This is a genomic window from Cerasicoccus sp. TK19100, from assembly GCF_027257155.1.
In the GTDB taxonomy this organism is placed as follows: domain Bacteria; phylum Verrucomicrobiota; class Verrucomicrobiia; order Opitutales; family Cerasicoccaceae; genus Cerasicoccus; species Cerasicoccus fimbriatus.
In genome coordinates this window covers 503,662-520,147 of sequence record NZ_JAPWDU010000004.1, presented here as the reverse complement: position 1 = coordinate 520,147, position 16,486 = coordinate 503,662, and the positions used below count along the sequence as shown (strand labels likewise).

Genomic DNA, 16,486 nt, shown 5'->3' with positions numbered 1-16,486 from the left:
TTAACTTTGCATCGCAAAGCTTAATGGCGGGTTGCCTAGGTAAGACACTCGCGGCCCAGCAGCCACAAGGTGTCGGCGAGGCGGTTTAGATATTGCAATAATACTGGCCGCACGACGCCACCTTTGGATTGCAAAGTAACGACCATTCGCTCTGCGCGGCGACAGGTCGTTCGCGCTTGGTCAAAAAACGCCTGCACTAGGTTTTCGCCGGGAAGAATCCAGCCCTCGAAACCGCCGGTCTGTGCTTCCAGCAGCGCGACCATCTCATCGATTCGCGCCAGGTTATCCTCAGTGATCGGGTGCTTGGCTTTGTCGAGATAGCGATCCTGGTCGGAGTTGTCCACTGCGAGTTCGGCCATGAGGCTGATGAGCTCATGCTGAGTTGCGAGGATAAACTCGCGCGCCCGGCTACCCTGGGCGTGTGCGCGGCAGAGGCCGAGCGCGGAGTTTAACTCGTCCACCGAACCATACGCGGCGACGCGGGGGTGGTCTTTCGCCACACGTCGACCGAACACCAAGGACGTGGTTCCCTGGTCGCCGCGTTTGGTTGCAATGGACATCGTCGGGGGAGGATTATTGGCTAAAGTTCTTCAACGGCCACTTCCATGCGCTTGCCGTTGATGGTCAGCGCATATTGGCGGGCGTTTCCTGATTCGGCTTTGGCGGCTGCCGGCTGCGCTGGTGCAGGTTGGGCCGGAGCAGCGGGTGCGGCGGCCGGTTGTTCGCTTTTCGGCTTGTTCTTGTTTTTATAATGCGTGGCCAGCTGCTGCGGGAACATCGCCTGGATGACGCAGTGTTCGTCGTCGTCGGGGATGTTGGCATCCTGCAGTTGCTTGCGCAGATCGGCCATCATGGTGTGGTTCGAGCCGGGGGCTTCCACGGGACGGCAGGTTATGGGATCCTTGCCAGCCTGCTTGGCGGCGAGCTTTTGAATCTCCGGATTCACCGGTGCCGGGGTGACTCCATAATAGCCGAGCGCGATGTCGGCGGCTTGCGGAGAGATTTGCTTCCAGCGGCCGAATTTCACGTTGAGGAACGCCTGCATGCCGACGATTTGCGATGTCGGCGTAACGAGCGGAATCCAGCCAAGCGCTTCGCGAACAACGGGTATCTCCGCAAAGACTTCGTCGAACTTATCCTCCATCTTTTGCTGCGCTAGTTGCGTGCGGAAATTGGAGAGCATGCCGCCAGGCACTTGGTAGAGCAGGGTGTCGCTGTCGACGATTTCGTTCGTGTGCGAGGTGAATTCCGACAACTGCTTATAAACACCATTCAGGTGTGCGCGCACGCGGCCGAGGCGCTCGATGTCTTCCGTAGAAAAGTCCGGGCAGCGCTCGTGCTCCTTTAGCAGCGCAAGCATGCGCACGGTGTCGGGCTGGCCGGTGCCGTTGGCAAAGGGAACCACCGAGCAGTCAATGGCGTCTACCCCGGCGTCCACCGCCGCCAGGTAAGTCGTGGCGCCGAGGCCGGCGGTGTCGTGCGTGTGAATCCAGACTGGGATGTTGATCTGCTTTTTGAGCCCCTTGATAATCGCCTGAGCGTGCATTGGGGGAATCAGCCCGGCCATGTCTTTTAAGACGATCGCGTCGCAGCCCATCTCTTCCAACTGGCAACCGAGCTCGATAAATTTCTCCGTCGTGTGGACGGGGCTCGTGGTGTAGCAGATGGTGCCATGCGCCTGCTTGCCCGCGGCCTTGGCGGCCTCGATGGCAGTCAGCATGTTGCGCGGGTCGTTGAGCGCGTCGAAGATACGGAAAATGTCCATGCCGTGCTTGGCGGACATGTTGATGAATGCGGTCACGACCTCATCGGGAAAGTGCGCGTATTGCACAATGTTCTGCCCGCGCAGAAGCATCATGTGCGGTGTCTTGGGGCAGGCCTTCTTGAGGGCATCCAGGCGGTCAAAGGGGAACTCGTCCAAGAAGCGCAGGCCGGAGTCGATCGTCGCACCGCCCCAGGTTTCGAGCGCGCCAAAGCCGATGGCATCGAGGTCCTCGCAAACCGGCAGCATCTGCTCGGTCGTCATCCGGGTGGCGGCGAGGCTTTGGTGACCATCGCGCAAGACGTTGTTATTGAAGATAACTTTTTTCATGGTGGCTGGATTATTAGAAAATTGAATAATAATCGGCGCGAAGATTCAATAATATTATACGCGAAATCTCTGCTATGAGCCGCGCTAATCAGCACCTTAACCAACGCCATGGGACCAGCAACGTGGCAATCGAGCTCAGCGGCATCAGAATCGCCGCGAGCAGTGGGTGCATCGCGCCAGCCAGACAGAGGGAGACGGCGATGAGGTTGTATGCGATCGCGAGCGCAAAAATGGCGTTCACCGCCTTGCGCCGTTGCTTGGCTAGGCGCAGCAAGCTGGGCAGGCAGTCCATGCTGCGTCCGAAGAAAAAGAAATCTGCCGAGGCTTCAAGCAGGCTGCGATCGACGATAGGCGTGCCGCGGCAGATGGCGCGGTCGAAGGCCAGCCGATCGTTGGCGCCATCGCCGATCATCAGGGCAGAGTCTGGCGCAAACTCACCGATCCAGTCCGCCTTGTCGTCCGGCGAACATTGCCCATGGGCCTGGGGGGGCTCGATGCCGAGTTGCGTCGCGATGCGGGTGACGTTGGCGGAGGCGTCGCCGCTGAGAATGGCGATGTTAAAACGCTCCTCCTTCAGCCAGTCGATGGCCTCGCGTGCGTCGTCGCGAATGTCTTCCTCGAAGTGAAATGTGGTTAAGAGCGTGCCGTTGCAGCGGAGCTCGGTCGCGCCATCTACTTTGCATGGCAAAGCTTGGCTATCGGGTTGGGGCGACCAACCGGCCTTGCCCAGGCTCCAGGTGTTACCATCGTTCGAGATGAAGTATACGCCATGGCCGACCATCTCCTGATTCGGTGTTTCGATCGGGTGCAACTGAAGTGAAGGATAGCGCAGCAGCAGGCTTTCGCGAATGGAGCGGGCGACCGGGTGCAGGTTGTTATCGACGAGGCGGTAAAGCGCCAGTGAGGCAGTCGAGCTAAGGCGGTCCAGCACACCGGCGTTGATCAGGCGAGGCGTTTCGAGCGTGATCGTGCCGGTCTTATCAAAGACGACCGTGCGCACTTGGCGCAGGCGTTCCCAGATGTCGTTATTGCGGATAAAGAGTCCGTCACGTCTTAACTTTGTCTGGCAAAGTTCGTCCGTCATTGGCAAGGCGACACCGAGGGCGCAGGGGCAGGAAACAATCAACACCGAGATGAAGACCTGTAGCGCATTGATCACCCCACCACCCAGGGCCAGCCACGCAAGCCCGCCAACGGCGGCGATGGCCAGCACGAGCACGATGTAAACGCTCAATACTTTCTGCAGACGCTTGGCCTGAAAGTCTTCCTTGGGCGGCTCGAGTAAGCGGGCGAGTAAGCTGTCTTGCCATGCTTCCTCGGCCGTCATGGCGACAGCGCTCAGGCCGACATTGATTGCGCCAGCCGGGGCTATCTGGCCGTCCAGCCAGGCAACCGGATCGGGCTCGCCGTTGATCCACTCCAGGCTGAGCGAGGCATTGGTCTTCAGGCGCGCGCTGACGGGGTTGATCTCGCCCGGCGCGATCACGTAGGCATCGCCGCGCTTGACCTGCTCAATGGGCTTGCGTGCGCCATCTTCGGGACCGCCGTAGATCGTCACGTATTGGCTTTCGGTCTGCCGGCGGTTCAGGTGTTGCCGATTTTTTTCGAGCGCATACTCCTGCAGCCAACGGCCACAGAGCATAAGAAAGACGAACGTCGCCACGAAGTCGAAGTAGATCATGTGCGCGGCGCCGGTCAGCCATCCGGTAATAGAGCCGAGATAGGCCGCGCCCAAACCGAGGGCGATGGGGAAGTCGATCGACAATACTTTGTGTCGCAAAGCTTGACTGGCGCGCTTGAAGAAATAACTGCCGCCGATCACGAGGCTGAGCGTCGCGAACAACGCGCCAAGCATTGAGAAGAGCGGCGCAAGAAAGTAATCCGAGGCCATGCCGAGATAGCTCGGTAGCGTGAACAGCATCGTGTTCATTAGCAGAAATCCGCAGATGCCAACGCGTTGGGCGATGCTACTGGAGGCGCTTGACTTAGTGTCCTTGGCGGGCTCGGGAACGACTTCGTAGCCAAGTTTTTGCAGCTCGCGGGCGAAGTGCGCGGCGTCAAATTCTCCTACGTGCCAGCGGGGGCGGATGGCGCCTTTGCGCGCATCGATATTGATGGAGCGCGCGCCGGGCTGGGCGTCATACACCGCTTCGATTAGCCACACACAACCCACGCAGGAAATGCCGCGCACGCCAAAGGTTGCCTCGGCAATACCGTTCGTCGCTGACTCCTCGGCTTTGGCCATGGCCTCCTGTAGCCAGGTGACGTCCACCGTGCGAAATGCTCGCGAGCCGACGGGCGGCGTGGCTTGGCTGCCCTTCAAATCATAGAAGCGCGTGAAGCCGACATCGTGCAGCATCTGGAACACATACTCGCAGCCATGGCAGCAAAAACGCTCTTGCGCCTTCGGCTGGAAGGGCGTTCCGCAGTGTTCGCAATGCGCTTTGGTGGAGGTGGCCATGATGGCTTATTCGGGCTGCTCAGTTGCGCTGGCGGTTTCGACCGGAACGCGTTCGGTCGGGTGCTTCTGTGCAATGACGATCAGCGTAGTCCATGCGGCGATGAGCAGGATGAAGGCGAGTGTCACGGGGACCCACAGCGGGATGCGCAGGCCGCGAGGTTTATTCTCCTGATTCATGTTGCTTGAAGAGCTTGGGATCGGGGCCGACGAATTCTGTTTCGCGGGAGATGATCGTTTTGCCGTCGGGGTCGATCAGCTCGATGCTCACGGGGAACTTGCCGGTGTAGTCTTCCTTGGTGATGGAGACGACGACAGGCTGCACCAGTTCGCCCATAGACTCGACGGTGATGGGTTCATCCGTGCCAACAAATGTCACCGTTTGTCCGGCGGCCTCAGCGTGGATGGTAAAGTTTTTCTCCGCGTCGTCTTTGTTTATGATGCGGACCATGTATTGGTTGCGAAGGCCGGTCTCCGTTATGAAGTAAGGCGAGCCAGTCATGCGGACCACGTTCATGTTTGCGCTCGTGAGCTTTGTCGCGGAGAAAGTCATTGCGGCTAGACCCAGCAGCATGAGCGCACCGTAGAGAAAGAGGCGCGGGCGGATAATGCGCTTCTTTTTACCGGCCAGTCCGTTGAGCGAGTCGTAGCGAACCAGGCCACGGTCTCGACCGAGCTTGTCCATGATGGCGTCACACGCGTCAATGCAGTTCGAGCAGCCGATGCACTCGATCTGCAGGCCTTGGCGGATGTCGATGCCCGTGGGGCAAACTTGCACGCAGCGGCGGCAGTCAATGCAGTCGCCAATGTCGGTCTTTTTGGCGGGGCCTCGCGGTTCGCCGCGGATTTCATCGTAGCCGATGACGATGGAGTCGTCGTCGATGAGTGCGGATTGTAGCCGACCATACGGGCAGATGACGAGGCAGAGTTGTTCGCGAAACCACGAGAAGTTAAAGTAGATGATCGTTGTCGTGATAATTATAAACAGGAACGCACTCCAGTGCTCCAACGGGCTGTGCGTCATCATTCCATAGAGGTTGCGCATCGAGACAAAGTAGGAGAGGAAGATGTGCGCAATGATCAGCGACACGATAATGAACAGCCCGTGCTTGATGACGCGCAGCGTCGCCTTGTGCGCATCCCAGTCTTTGCGGTCGAGCTGTTTGCGCTTGGTATGGTCGCCCTCAATCAGCCGCTCGATGCGGCGGTAAACGTGCTCCAGGAACACTGTCTGCGGGCAGGCCCAGCCGCACCAGAGGCGCCCGAACAGCGCGGTGACGACATACAGCGAAAAGCCCAAGCCTGTGATGAAAAAGAACGCCATCCACATGTCCTGAGCGGCGAAGGTGAGGCCGAATAGGTGGAAGCGCCGCTGGGCGACATCGAGGAACACCGCCGGGTAGCCATTGATGGGAATCCATGGCAGCGCGATGTAAACCAGGATCAGCAGCACTGCGGTTACTCTGCGAAGCAAAGTAAACTTACCGCTGACGTCCGCCGGGTGCAAGAAGAAGCGCGATCCGTCATCGTTGATCGTCGTAACGGATTCCCGGATCGGCTTCTTGTTGCTGGCGGGGGCGCTCACTTAAGAGCCCTCGCTTTCTGCGGCGGCGCGGAGTGTTGCTTCGTCGTTCTTGCTCAGGACGTAGGCGACGACTTCGGCGATCCGCTTTTGGCCCAACATCGTGCCCCAGGCCTGCATGCCTTTATCCGGCACGCCATTGTAGATGGTGTTGTAGATGGAGGACGGCGCAGCGCCATGCACCCACTCGCCATCGACGAGGTTGAAGCCGATGCCGCCTTGCAGGTTGGCCCCATGGCAGGGACTGCAGGTGGACTGGAAGGTCTTCTCGCCCGCTAGCACGAAGGACGGGTTCTTGCTCATGTCCCAGAACATTTCGTTGTTGGTCACGTCAATGGAGTTGGCCAGGCGAATGGCGTCGATCTTCTTCATCTCGGACTCGACGCGCTCCTGGTTACTTTGCGATCCAGAGTAATACTGGCTGAACATGAAGTAACCGCCGGCAAAGATGATGGCGCCATACAGCGTGAGCAGCCACCAGCGCGGCAGGCGTTGGTCATATTCCTGAATGCCGTCGTAGGTGTGGTCTTTGAGGATGACGCCTTCGGGCAGGTCTTCTGGTTTTACGTCGCTCATGCTTTGGATTCCGATTCTCCGGGTTGGTCTTCCAGGGGAAGGTTGCCCATGTGCTCCACGAAGTCCTTCTTGAAGCAAAGGGCGCGAATGGTAATGGCCATGAACACGCCAAAGGTCAGCCAGAAGGAAATGACGGGAACAATGTTCGTCCAGTTGTCGTAAATGATGCGCTTAAACATAGTCGTTCTTTCGGTTAGTGGTTGGCCGGAGTTGCCGTGGCAACGGATTCGAATGGCAAGGAGGTGTCGGGTTTATCCTGTTTGGGCACCTTGGTGTTGTCCTCGAAGGCACCGAGTTTTTGCAGGTAGGCGATGAGCGCGACGATCTGCTTGTTGGGCTCCACGAAGACGCCGCTTTCGGCGAGGTCGGCCACGATCTCGTTGGCCTGCAGATTGTATTCCGCCATGACTTCTTCTTCGGATAGGCCGATGTCGTAAGGCACGCCGAGCATACGCATCGCGTTAATCTTCGACATGAGCGTTCCGGTCTTGGCGTCCTTGGCGATGAGCCACGGGTAGTTTGGCATGTTGGAGCCGTCAGACACTTGGCGCGGATCCATGAGGTGGAGGTAGTGCCAGTCGTTGGAGCGTTTGCCAATGCGCATCAGTTCGGCCCCGGACTGGATATCGCCGCCTTCGCGGGCGAGGTCCGGCCCGGTGCGCTTGGAGCCCCACTGGAACGGGTGGTCATAAATGGATTCACCGAGGCGCGAGTAGTCGCCGTAGCGGAGGATGTCGGGCGTCATCGTGCGGATCATCTGCGAGTGGCAGTTGTAGCAACCCTCGCTCACGTAGATGTCGCGGCCGGTCAGCTCCAGCGAGGTGTAGGGGATTTGCAAATGCCCCTCAATGTTCTCGGCGCGTTGCATGGTGACCGTGGGGATGATCTGCACCATGCCACCAATGGCTGCGGCGATGACGGTCAACACGGTAAAGGTCAAGCCGTGCTCCAGCAGTTGGTCATACCACTCGCTCCACTTGGCGCCGCTGAACTCGAAGTGCGAGATCGCCGCCAGCGTAAAGACGCCGGTGAAGAAGATGCCCGCGAGGAACGCCACGCCTTGCCCGAAGATCATCACCGCGGCCGAGCCAAGGATCAGCACGCTGTAAACGACGGGCGGGTTCAGGTAACCGCGGAACTTCGTGGCGCTGCCGGTCATTTCCTTCATGGCGGATTCCACTTCGACCGTGCCGTTGACCGGCTGTCCGCCCTTGGCGGTTTTCCAGAGGTTATAGGCCATCATGAAGAAGCCGATCAGGTAGAGCCCGCCGCCGATCACACGGAAGAGCATCATCGGGCGGATGGCCTGCAGCGTGTCGAGGAAGTTCGGGTAGGCGAGCAGGGTGCCCTGGTCAACGGTGCCGTTGAGCATGAGTCCTTGCGTAATGCCGGAGACCCACATGGCCGCTACGTAGAGCAGGATGCCGACCATGCCCAACCAGAAGTGCATGTTGGCGAGGTTCTGCGAGTAAAGCTTTGTATTCCAAAGTCTCGGTGCGAGCCAGTAGAACATCCCGGCGGCCATGAAGCCATTCCAGCCGAGCGTGCCACCGTGCACGTGACCGATCGTCCAGTCCGTGTAGTGCGAGAGCGCGTTAACGGATTTGATCGAAAGCAGCGGGCCTTCAAAAGTCGCCATGCCGTAGAAGGTGACGCCGGCGGCGAAGAACTTGATCACCGGGTCGGTGCGCAGCTTATCCCACGCGCCGCGCAGGGTAAGCAGGCCGTTGAGCATGCCGCCCCAGCTGGGAGCCCAGAGCATCAGGCTGAACAGCATCCCCAGCGTTTGCAGCCAGCCGGGCAGGGCGGTGTTGAGCAAGTGGTGCGGACCGGCCCAGATGTAAATGAACACCAGCGACCAGAAGTGAATGACCGAGAGACGGTAGCTATATACCGGACGGTTGGCCGCCTTCGGCACGAAGTAATACATGATGCCGAGGATCGGCGTCGTTAAAAAGAACGCCACGGCGTTGTGCCCATACCACCATTGGACAAGCGCGTCCTGCACGCCGCCAAAGATCGGATAGCTGTGCGTGAAGCTTGTCGGCAGCGAGAGGTGGTTGACCACGTAGAGCATCGTCACGGTGACGATGGTCGCGATGTAGAACCACAGCGCGACGTAGAGGCTCTTCTCGTTGCGCTTAGCGAGCGTCCAGAAAAAGTTCGCGGCGAAGACCAGCCAGATGACGGCGACAAGGATATTGATCGGCCAGATCAGCTCGGCGTATTCCTTACCGCGGCTGTAGCCCAGCGGGAGGGTGATGGCCGCCAGCACGATAATGCCCTGCCAGCCCCAGAAGTGAATCTTCGATAGCAGGTCGGACGCCGTGCGGCAGCGGCACAGGCGCTGGGTGGAGTAATAAATGCCCGCGAACATCATGTTGCCAACAAACGCGAAGATCGCGGCGTTGGTGTGTAGCGGGCGGAGGCGGCCAAAGGTCAGCCACTCCATGTTAAAATTCATCCGCCAGAAGTTTAGCTGCGACGCGATGAGCACGCCGGCTCCAAGGCCAACGAGCGCCCAGATGACGGATGCAACGAGGAACCACCGGACGGACTTGTCGTCGTATTCGATGGTCGTGGTGTTGGTGCTTTTTACGGTGCTCACTTGCGAATGGCCTCCACGGGTTTTTCGACAGCAAAGGGGCGCAGTGACTCCTGCTCCATGCTGCGATGCGTTTCCGTTTGCCGGTCCCGCCAAAACAGAAACAGAAAAAATCCGGCGAGCAGGGTGCTCAGGAATACGGTTAAGAGTAAGATTTCCATGGGCTAAAACTAGTTGAGGGTGAAGGGGCAGTCCTGCTTGCCGACGCGGTGTGGGCAGCGGAAGATTTCCTGGCTAAAAATCCACGCCAGCGCTTCGTTGATTGCCTTAAGCGAGTTCTCGCGGTCGAAGTCATTAAACTCCTGTTGGGCGTCCCAGCTGTCGTGCATGATGGCACCAAATGCGCGGATGCCGGCCTCATGCAGCTCCAGGCAAACGTGGCCGCGCAAGCGGTTCGTCTGGCAGGCGCAGGTCACACCGAGTATCTGGCGCAGCTCTACTTTTTGGTTTGCAGTGCCGCAGTGGCAGGCGGGCTGGCTGCCGCTGATGCGCTCCAGCACGCGGTCAAACACGCCCTCCAGAAAGGCGACCGGCACCGAGCCCTCACACTCTGAGCGATCGGTCGGAGGGGGCAGGTCGCTCTCCATCAACCAGTTCTCAATGATATGATCCCGGTTGTCGCGGAGGTAGCTCGTGAGGCGTTTATTCATGGGTTGATTTTCGCATAAACCCGCCTAGATTGTCTCCGCATATCCTGACCAACACTGCGCAATTATTCGCATCGCACCCTGTATGAAACTCGCTAATAACCTCGATAAGCCCCAGGCCGCCGGAGACCCTGCTTCTGAGCGCTCGCGCCAGGCTACGGCTCTGCTCGAGGAGACGCAGATCTTCAAGGATTACCAGAAAGCATTCCGCAAAGCCACGGGCTTGCCGCTGGGCATTCGGCCGATTCAGTCCTACGAAAACGCCCTTTCCGGGCAGGCCGACGAAAATGAATTTTGCAAGCTGATGGGCCGCACCAACGTCGGCTGCGCCAATTGCCTGAAGATGCAGGAGCAGCTGGAGCAAGAGGCCGGCCTCGAGCCCAAGAGCCTGCATTGCTTTGCCGGGTTGTGCGATACGGCGGTGCCCATTCGCGTGGGTGACCAACTGATCGCCTTTTTGCAGACGGGTCAAATCCTCCTCCACCAGCCCAATGAGCAGGAGTTTTCGCAGACCACGAAGCAGATTTTAAAGTGGGGCAGCGAGGTCAATCTCAAGCACTTGCAGGAGGCCTACTTCAACACCAAGGTCCTCGACCGCGGGCAATACGAGGCGATGATCGCGCTGCTGTCGACCTTTGCCGAACACTTGGCGACGATCAGTAACAGCATCGCCGTGGAGGAAAGCGACGCCGACCCAATGCTGGTGGCCAATGCCAAAAAATACATCCAGGACCGTTACCAGGAGCAACTTTCGCTCGACGACGCCGCGAAAGCCGTCAACGCCAGCACGCGCCACTTTTGCAAAGTCTTCAAGCAGGCGACGGGTATCACCTTCACGGATTATCTGGCCCGCGTTCGGGTGGAGAAAGCCAAGACCATGCTCACCAACCTCAATCTGCGCGTCAGCGAGATCGCCTTCGAAGTCGGCTTTGACTCCATCTCGCAATTCAACCGCAGCTTTAAGCGCGTCGCTGGCCACACCCCTACCGAATACCGTCGTCTCAAAGCGCGGGCAGGGTAGCGTATTAGCACCAGTTGTATGAACGTTACGGACTCAGTTTTTCTCTTGGTGGTGATGCTTGTTTTGGCGGCTGTGCCGAGCGCGAGTGTCGCCTTGGTCGTTGTGCGCTCAGCCACACACGGGTTTGCGCATGGTGCTGCCGTGGCCTTGGGCATCGTGTTGGCTGATGTCCTTTTTGCGCTGCTCGCGATCCTGGGGATGACGGTCATTGCCGAGACGATGGGCTCGCTATTTGCAATCGTGAAAATCCTGGGCGGCGGGTATTTAATCTGGGTCGGCGTGAGCCTGCTGCGCGCCCCCAAGCCCAAGCCGATTAGCGCGTCGGGCAGCGCTGCTGCCGCCTCATGGATGGCTAGTTTAGCTGCGGGCTTCGTGCTCACCCTGGGCGACCTGAAGGCGATCCTGTTCTACGCCAGCTTGTTCCCAGCCTTCGTCAACATGCAGTCGCTGGCACCGGTGGATATCGGGCTGATCCTGATTGTCACCGTGCTCGCCGTAGGCGGCGTCAAACTGATCTACGCCTATGCCGCCCGTCGTATTGTGGGCAAGTTATCCGGCCGGGTAAACAGCGCGTTGCCCCGCCGTCTGGCAGGCTGCGCCATGATCGGCTCGGGCGCTTATTTGGTTTCGAAAAGCTGACGCCGCTCGCGCGCTCCTAAAGCACGACAACCGAAGCAACTGAGCCAAAATAAGGTTTGCCCTACTGTTGTTTTGGAAAAGCCACTACTGTTGTTTTGCGAATGCCCTGCCGGTGTTTGGAAAAACAGAAATCGGTTGATTATGAAACCAATTCTTAATTCTCTTACAGTTGTTGCTTAATAGCTTGTTAGAAAGATTTGAAGACGTAAGTGATATTTACAAATTCATGATAAAATTATATACTATCTATTTATTCTCAATAATTGTATGTTTGGGGCAAAGTTCAACAACACTTTGGACGACAATTGAAGAAGCTAGCACCTCCTCTTATGCGCGTCCAGATATCACTGGGGTTGCGACTGTTTTGGCACCTGGCATTGAAGACAAACTACTAGAATCTAAGAATGTAGTAGCGATTAACGATCTCCGATATGCTGTGCCAGTCAGGACCGATAAATATTGCTATCTATACATGCAGATTTCATTAGCCGGTGAGTTCAATTTCGAAAGCATCTATCACGGTACATTTCTCGCCCGTAAGCCACTTGAGGCTAAGGATTGGTCAAATTGTGATTTGTATAGGATCGCAGATGCTCTACGGGTCGATATGTTGCCATACTTAAACGACTCGGAATTGTTGGCTTCTACCGTTGAGCATCACACGCCGAAATTCTCAGAATTCATTGGTTCACTGTATTCTTTGGAAACAATGGAGATGAGACTCTCAGCTTTGAGTGAATATCGAGAGAATGAGTAAACTAACTAGCAGCTTTGCCTTTTGCTGCCTATCGGAACGGGATTGCGTTTAGAAATATACGGGTCGTCATGCCGCTTTTACGGAGGACTGACGTAGGGGTGGGGAACTTTTACTTGGCTTTGCGCATGGCGCAGAGCTTGTCCCAATCGATCACGCCGACGCGGTCAGCCCAGTCTTGCCAGAGTGCTGCTAACTCCTCGACGAGTGCGGGGTGCTCGGCGGCGAGGTCGTGCATCTCGGTGCGGTCGGTTTCCATGTCGAAGAGCTCCCAATCGCCCGGGTGGCGGCAGACGAGTTTCCATTTGCCGCGACGCAGGGCTTTGTTGCCCTCGTGTTCCCAGCAGAGGACCTTGCGGCCGAAGTCTTTGTCTTGAAAAGTCGGCGCAATGCTAAAGCCCTCCAGCGGCTTCACCCTTTGGCCCGCGCGCTCGGTGGGATAAGTTGCGCCAGCCAGGTCGAGGAAGGTCGCCATGACGTCGGGTAGCTGCGCGCATTGCGTGCGGAATTCGCCCTTGGCCTCGATGCCCGCTGGCCAGTGGACAATGAACGGCGTGGCAATGCCGCCTTCGTGCACCCAGTGTTTGTAGAGGCGGAAGGGCGTGTTCGACACGTTGGCCCACGGCACGCCGTAGCTCTGGTAGGTCTCTTCGCCGCCGGGCATGACGCTCGGGTCGTTGCCGATCTGTACCTTGCGGCCATCGCGGGTGAATTCCGCGATGCTTTTGCCCATCATTCCCGGGCCCCAGGTCTCGTGCAATTCCTCGGCGCAGCCACCGTTGTCGGCAAGGAAGATGATGACGGTGTTTTCGTATTGTCCGGTGTCTTTGAGTGATTGAATGATGCGGCCGATGCCGCGGTCCATACGCTCGATTTGCGCAGCATAGACTTCCATGCGGCGGGCTTCCCACTCCTTGTGTGGCTGGTCCGCCCAGGGGCCGACATCGGGGTCGCGGTCGGTGAGGTCCCAGTCCGGGTCGATGATGCCCATGTCGATCATGCGCTGGAGACGCTCTTCGCGGAGCTGATCCCAGCCGGCGTCGAAACGGCCCTTGTATTTGGCAATGTCTTCCTCGTGCGCGTGGAGCGGCCAGTGCGGCGCGGTGTAGGCGACGTATTGGAAGAAAGGCAGGTCGCGGTGATCAGCGGCGTGCTGGGTGATCTGCTGGATCGCGCGGTCGCTAATCGCGTCGGTAAAGAAAAAGTCGTCCGGCGTAGCGAGCGGGTCGATGCGCTCATTGCCCTCAGCGAGGGTGGAGACCTGCCAGAAATTCGCGGCGCCGCCTATCATGCCAAAGAAGTCGTCGAACCCGCGTTGCAACGGCCAGTTGTGCTTGGGGTCCTCCTGTTCGGTGTAGCGCGTCACGTGCCATTTTCCCGACATGTAGTTGCGGTAGCCCGCGGCTTTCAGCGCCTCGGGGATGGTGACGGCCTGCGCATTGAGGTCGCCCAAATAGCCGTCTACATCGTCATTGCCCATCATGTGCCCGACGTCGGCCTGGTGCGGATGAAGGCCGGTCAGCAGCGACGCGCGAGAAGGGCAGCAGCGCGCGGTGTTGTAAAACTGGGTGTAGCGCAGGCCGCCTTCGGCAAGGCTATTGAGGCTGGGGGTGTTGACTTCGCCGCCGTAGCAGCCGAGGTCGGAGTAGCCCATGTCGTCGTTGAGGATGAGGATGAAGTTGGGGGATTTCGAAGGCATAACGCGTCATCTACGCTGTGATCGGAGGCAAGTCCAGTCGCATTTTCCCCGCATGCTACAAGACAGTAAAGCGGCCCGCCAATCTGACGGACCGCTTTAGGATTAAAACGAACTTTGCGATGCAGAGTTAATGCTGCTCGCTGGGGGCCAATGCACTTTGCCTAGCGCGTGTGTCGGCGGCGCATCACCAAGCCGACGAAGGCTGCCGCGCCAATGATGAGCGCATACGTTGATGGTTCGGGCACCGCGGAAACCGTTAGCGCATCGAAGAGCACGTGGCCGTTGTTTTTTGTCTGCGAGGGAAGAACGTAAGTCAGCGTGAGCACGTCGTTATTGTTGTCCGCCGATGCCGTAATGGTGTAAACGGCGCTGGCTTTGGGCGAAGTATCTGGACCGTAAAAAGCGTTGTAGGTGTAGTCGCTGGCACCAGGTAGGGATGCCGTGAAAATGCCACCGGTGTTGCCCGACGTTTGCGTGGCGTACTCGGAGCCCCAGAGGGTGATGTAGTAGGTGACGCCCGCTTCCGGCAAGGTGATGTCGATCGAGATACCGGCTCCGGGCGTGTTCAGGCTGGTGCTGAAGATACCGGATAAACCGGCGACAGAGCCGCTCGCGGGGCTGGTTCCGTCGCTAAAAGTAACGTCGACAAAGGTGTTACTGTTGGAGCCGCGCAAGTTACCCGAACCGACCACGGTTGGGCTGGCAATGAGTGTGCCGCCAAGCTTACTGTTGGTAATGCCCGGCGCGGGAAACGGGTTGCTGGTGGATTCCCAGTATGCCCAGTCGAGGTCGCCACTGGCGGTCAGGTCGACCGGGGTCTCGTCGTAGTCGGCGAACGAGCCCATGAGTGTGGCTGCGGAAAGGCTGGTTGCGCATGCGATGCTGCCGCCGACCAGGGCGAACAGGGAAAACTTTGATCGGGGGGAAAGTTTCATTGCCTTAAATATATGCCAGTAGTGCGACTGATAATCAAGACTATTGCTGGCTTTCCTTTGGGAGTGTCGGCCCTTGACCTTCCACTAATATTAAAGTGGATTATTTCTTATGTCGGACGCCATCTTGACTGGTTACAATGTCCATACGCCGGAGGATCGACAGAAGATGCTCGCCGCGATGGGCAAATCTTCCATTGCGGACCTCTTTACGGAAGTGCCGGAGCACCTGCGCGTGCAAGGGTTGCTCGATCTGCCCGAGGCGCTAAACGAGTGGGAGCTGGAGCGGCATTTGCGCGGTCTCGCCGGTGAAAACGAGACGACGATGGACACGCTCAGCTTCCTTGGTGCCGGTGCCTACGAGCACCATGTGCCCGCCGTTATCGACGCCATTGCGACGCGCGGTGAATTTCTGACCGCCTACACGCCCTACCAGCCGGAAATGGCGCAGGGCATCCTGCGCTTCCTGCACGACTTTCAAATTCTGTTCGGCAAGTTCCTCGGGCTGCCCGCGGTCAACTGCTCGGTGTACGACGGCGCGACCGCGCTGGCGGAGTCGGCCTGGATGACGTGCCGCATCACGGGCAAGCGCAAGCTGGTCGTCAGCGAAGGCCTCTGGCCGGACTACCGCGAAGTGCTCGGCGTTTACCTCGCCGGCCGCGACGTAGAGCTGGTCACTGCCCCGATCAACGCCGAGACGGGCCAGATCGACGAGGCCGCGTTGACCGAGCTGTTCGACGCCGACACCGCGTCTTTCCTTTACCAATCGCCGAACCGCTACGGTGTCGTCGAGCCGATGTCGCGCATTGGCCAGCTGGTGAAAAAGACGGATGCGCTCAACGTCATGACGAGCTATCCGATGCTGTTCGGCATTACGAAAAATCCCAGCCAGTTCGGCGTGGACATAGCGGTCTGCGAAGGCCAGCCGCTCGGTCTGCATTTGAACGCCGGCGGACCTTATCTCGGCATCATCGCGACGAAGGAGGAATACGAAATGCACCTGCCCGGTCGCATCGTAGGCCAGTGCACTGACCTCAAAGGCGAAGAAGCCCTGGCCCTCGTCAAGGAAGAGCGCGAGCAACACGTGGCCCGCCACAACGCCACGAGCCACATCTGCTCGAACCAAGCGAACCTCGCCCTGCGCGCGCTGATCTACATGACGCTCCGCGGCGAAAACGGCTTTAAGAACATAGCGGACCTTTGCGTGCAAAAAGCGCATTACCTTGCGGAACGACTGACGAACATCGACGGCGTTTCCCGCGTCCACAGCGGCCCGTTCTTCAACGAGTTCTTGCTACAATTGCCCGTGCCCGCGAAGGCGGTCTTAGCGACCCTACGCGACGAAGGCATCTTCGGCGGCGTGGCGGTGACGGATTTGGATGCCAGCGCGCCGGAGAACCAACTGCTCATCGCAGTGACTGAAACCAAAACCAAAGCCGACCTTGATCGTATGGTCGAGTGCTTCGCGGCAGCGCTGTAGG

16 protein-coding genes are annotated in these 16,486 nt (G+C 58.5%); 4 read left to right on the top strand and 12 right to left on the bottom strand.

The features are described from left to right. Positions 1–35: 35 nt before the first annotated feature. The 10 genes from O3S85_RS12410 to O3S85_RS12365 all read right to left on the bottom strand — a co-directional run bounded on the left by O3S85_RS12410 (position 36) and on the right by O3S85_RS12365 (position 9,963). Positions 36–560 carry a cob(I)yrinic acid a,c-diamide adenosyltransferase gene (locus tag O3S85_RS12410; protein ID WP_269540702.1) on the bottom strand — a complete coding sequence of 175 codons (525 nt, stop codon included), beginning with the start codon at positions 558–560 and terminating at the stop codon, positions 36–38. A 20-nt stretch (positions 561–580) separates the two neighbouring features. After that, positions 581–2,092 carry a pyruvate carboxylase subunit B gene (locus tag O3S85_RS12405; RefSeq protein ID WP_269540701.1) on the bottom strand — a complete coding sequence of 504 codons (1,512 nt, stop codon included), beginning with the start codon at positions 2,090–2,092 and terminating at the stop codon, positions 581–583. Positions 2,093–2,180: 88 nt separating this feature from the next. Then, positions 2,181–4,553, bottom strand: a complete 2,373-nt coding sequence (locus tag O3S85_RS12400) for a heavy metal translocating P-type ATPase (RefSeq protein ID WP_269540700.1) — start codon at positions 4,551–4,553, stop codon at positions 2,181–2,183. A 6-nt stretch (positions 4,554–4,559) separates the two neighbouring features. After that, positions 4,560–4,730 (bottom strand): hypothetical protein, encoded by a 171-nt coding sequence (locus O3S85_RS12395; protein WP_269540699.1) that lies wholly within the window; start codon positions 4,728–4,730, stop codon positions 4,560–4,562. Then, complete coding sequence (gene ccoG / locus O3S85_RS12390; RefSeq protein WP_269540698.1) at positions 4,714–6,135, bottom strand: cytochrome c oxidase accessory protein CcoG; 1,422 nt, start codon at positions 6,133–6,135, stop codon at positions 4,714–4,716. Before ccoG ends, O3S85_RS12395 begins: the two co-directional genes overlap by 17 nt. Further along, entirely contained in the window at positions 6,136–6,708 is a 573-nt protein-coding gene (locus tag O3S85_RS12385) for a cbb3-type cytochrome c oxidase N-terminal domain-containing protein (RefSeq protein ID WP_269540697.1), read from the bottom strand. It lies immediately after the preceding gene. Continuing rightward, positions 6,705–6,887: a hypothetical protein gene (locus O3S85_RS12380; RefSeq protein ID WP_269540696.1), complete on the bottom strand. Its 183-nt coding sequence runs from the start codon at positions 6,885–6,887 to the stop codon at positions 6,705–6,707. The genes O3S85_RS12385 and O3S85_RS12380 overlap by 4 nt, the downstream gene beginning before the upstream one ends. Positions 6,888–6,901: 14 nt before the next feature. Next, complete coding sequence (gene ccoN, locus O3S85_RS12375; RefSeq protein ID WP_269540695.1) at positions 6,902–9,316, bottom strand: cytochrome-c oxidase, cbb3-type subunit I; 2,415 nt, start codon at positions 9,314–9,316, stop codon at positions 6,902–6,904. Then, positions 9,313–9,474 carry a hypothetical protein gene (locus tag O3S85_RS12370; RefSeq protein WP_269540694.1) on the bottom strand — a complete coding sequence of 54 codons (162 nt, stop codon included), beginning with the start codon at positions 9,472–9,474 and terminating at the stop codon, positions 9,313–9,315. Before O3S85_RS12370 ends, ccoN begins: the two co-directional genes overlap by 4 nt. A 9-nt stretch (positions 9,475–9,483) precedes the next feature. Then, the gene (locus O3S85_RS12365; RefSeq protein ID WP_269540693.1) at positions 9,484–9,963 is read right to left on the bottom strand and encodes a hypothetical protein; all 480 of its coding nucleotides are present in this window, start codon (positions 9,961–9,963) and stop codon (positions 9,484–9,486) included. A gap of 82 nt (positions 9,964–10,045) precedes the next feature. Between O3S85_RS12365 and O3S85_RS12360 the strand changes: the two genes are divergently transcribed. The 3 genes from O3S85_RS12360 to O3S85_RS12350 all read left to right on the top strand — a co-directional run bounded on the left by O3S85_RS12360 (position 10,046) and on the right by O3S85_RS12350 (position 12,377). Next, complete coding sequence (locus O3S85_RS12360; protein ID WP_269540692.1) at positions 10,046–10,981, top strand: PocR ligand-binding domain-containing protein; 936 nt, start codon at positions 10,046–10,048, stop codon at positions 10,979–10,981. Between the two features lie 18 nt (positions 10,982–10,999). Continuing rightward, entirely contained in the window at positions 11,000–11,620 is a 621-nt protein-coding gene (locus O3S85_RS12355; RefSeq protein ID WP_269540691.1) for a LysE family translocator, read from the top strand. 226 nt (positions 11,621–11,846) lie between these two features. Next, a complete protein-coding gene (locus O3S85_RS12350; RefSeq protein WP_269540690.1) occupies positions 11,847–12,377 on the top strand; it encodes a hypothetical protein in 531 nt (176 codons plus the stop codon). 109 nt (positions 12,378–12,486) lie between these two features. On the opposite strand, the gene O3S85_RS12345 is transcribed toward O3S85_RS12350, so the two are convergent. After that, positions 12,487–14,073: an arylsulfatase gene (locus tag O3S85_RS12345; protein WP_269540689.1), complete on the bottom strand. Its 1,587-nt coding sequence runs from the start codon at positions 14,071–14,073 to the stop codon at positions 12,487–12,489. Between the two features lie 161 nt (positions 14,074–14,234). After that, complete coding sequence (locus O3S85_RS12340; RefSeq protein WP_269540688.1) at positions 14,235–15,008, bottom strand: PEP-CTERM sorting domain-containing protein; 774 nt, start codon at positions 15,006–15,008, stop codon at positions 14,235–14,237. 109 nt (positions 15,009–15,117) lie between these two features. Here O3S85_RS12340 and gcvPA point away from each other — a divergent pair, with 109 nt between their 5' ends. Then, on the top strand, positions 15,118–16,485 hold the full coding sequence (gene gcvPA / locus O3S85_RS12335) for an aminomethyl-transferring glycine dehydrogenase subunit GcvPA (protein ID WP_269540687.1): 1,368 nt from the start codon (positions 15,118–15,120) through the stop codon (positions 16,483–16,485). The last annotated feature ends 1 nt before the right edge of the window (position 16,486 follow it).

Excerpts from the sequence above, each read along its gene's own strand:
- O3S85_RS12410 (WP_269540702.1), bottom strand. The coding sequence starts at position 560 with ATGTCCATTGCAACCAAACGCGGCGACCAGGGAACCACGTCCTTGGTG.
- O3S85_RS12405 (WP_269540701.1), bottom strand. The coding sequence starts at position 2,092 with ATGAAAAAAGTTATCTTCAATAACAACGTCTTGCGCGATGGTCACCAA.
- O3S85_RS12400 (WP_269540700.1), bottom strand. The coding sequence starts at position 4,553 with ATGGCCACCTCCACCAAAGCGCATTGCGAACACTGCGGAACGCCCTTC.
- O3S85_RS12395 (WP_269540699.1), bottom strand. The coding sequence starts at position 4,730 with ATGAATCAGGAGAATAAACCTCGCGGCCTGCGCATCCCGCTGTGGGTC.
- O3S85_RS12385 (WP_269540697.1), bottom strand. The coding sequence starts at position 6,708 with ATGAGCGACGTAAAACCAGAAGACCTGCCCGAAGGCGTCATCCTCAAA.
- O3S85_RS12380 (WP_269540696.1), bottom strand. The coding sequence starts at position 6,887 with ATGTTTAAGCGCATCATTTACGACAACTGGACGAACATTGTTCCCGTC.
- O3S85_RS12370 (WP_269540694.1), bottom strand. The coding sequence starts at position 9,474 with ATGGAAATCTTACTCTTAACCGTATTCCTGAGCACCCTGCTCGCCGGA.
- O3S85_RS12365 (WP_269540693.1), bottom strand. The coding sequence starts at position 9,963 with ATGAATAAACGCCTCACGAGCTACCTCCGCGACAACCGGGATCATATC.
- O3S85_RS12360 (WP_269540692.1), top strand. The coding sequence starts at position 10,046 with ATGAAACTCGCTAATAACCTCGATAAGCCCCAGGCCGCCGGAGACCCT.
- O3S85_RS12355 (WP_269540691.1), top strand. The coding sequence starts at position 11,000 with ATGAACGTTACGGACTCAGTTTTTCTCTTGGTGGTGATGCTTGTTTTG.
- O3S85_RS12350 (WP_269540690.1), top strand. The coding sequence starts at position 11,847 with ATGATAAAATTATATACTATCTATTTATTCTCAATAATTGTATGTTTG.
- O3S85_RS12345 (WP_269540689.1), bottom strand. The coding sequence starts at position 14,073 with ATGCCTTCGAAATCCCCCAACTTCATCCTCATCCTCAACGACGACATG.
- O3S85_RS12340 (WP_269540688.1), bottom strand. The coding sequence starts at position 15,008 with ATGAAACTTTCCCCCCGATCAAAGTTTTCCCTGTTCGCCCTGGTCGGC.
- gcvPA (WP_269540687.1), top strand. The coding sequence starts at position 15,118 with ATGTCGGACGCCATCTTGACTGGTTACAATGTCCATACGCCGGAGGAT.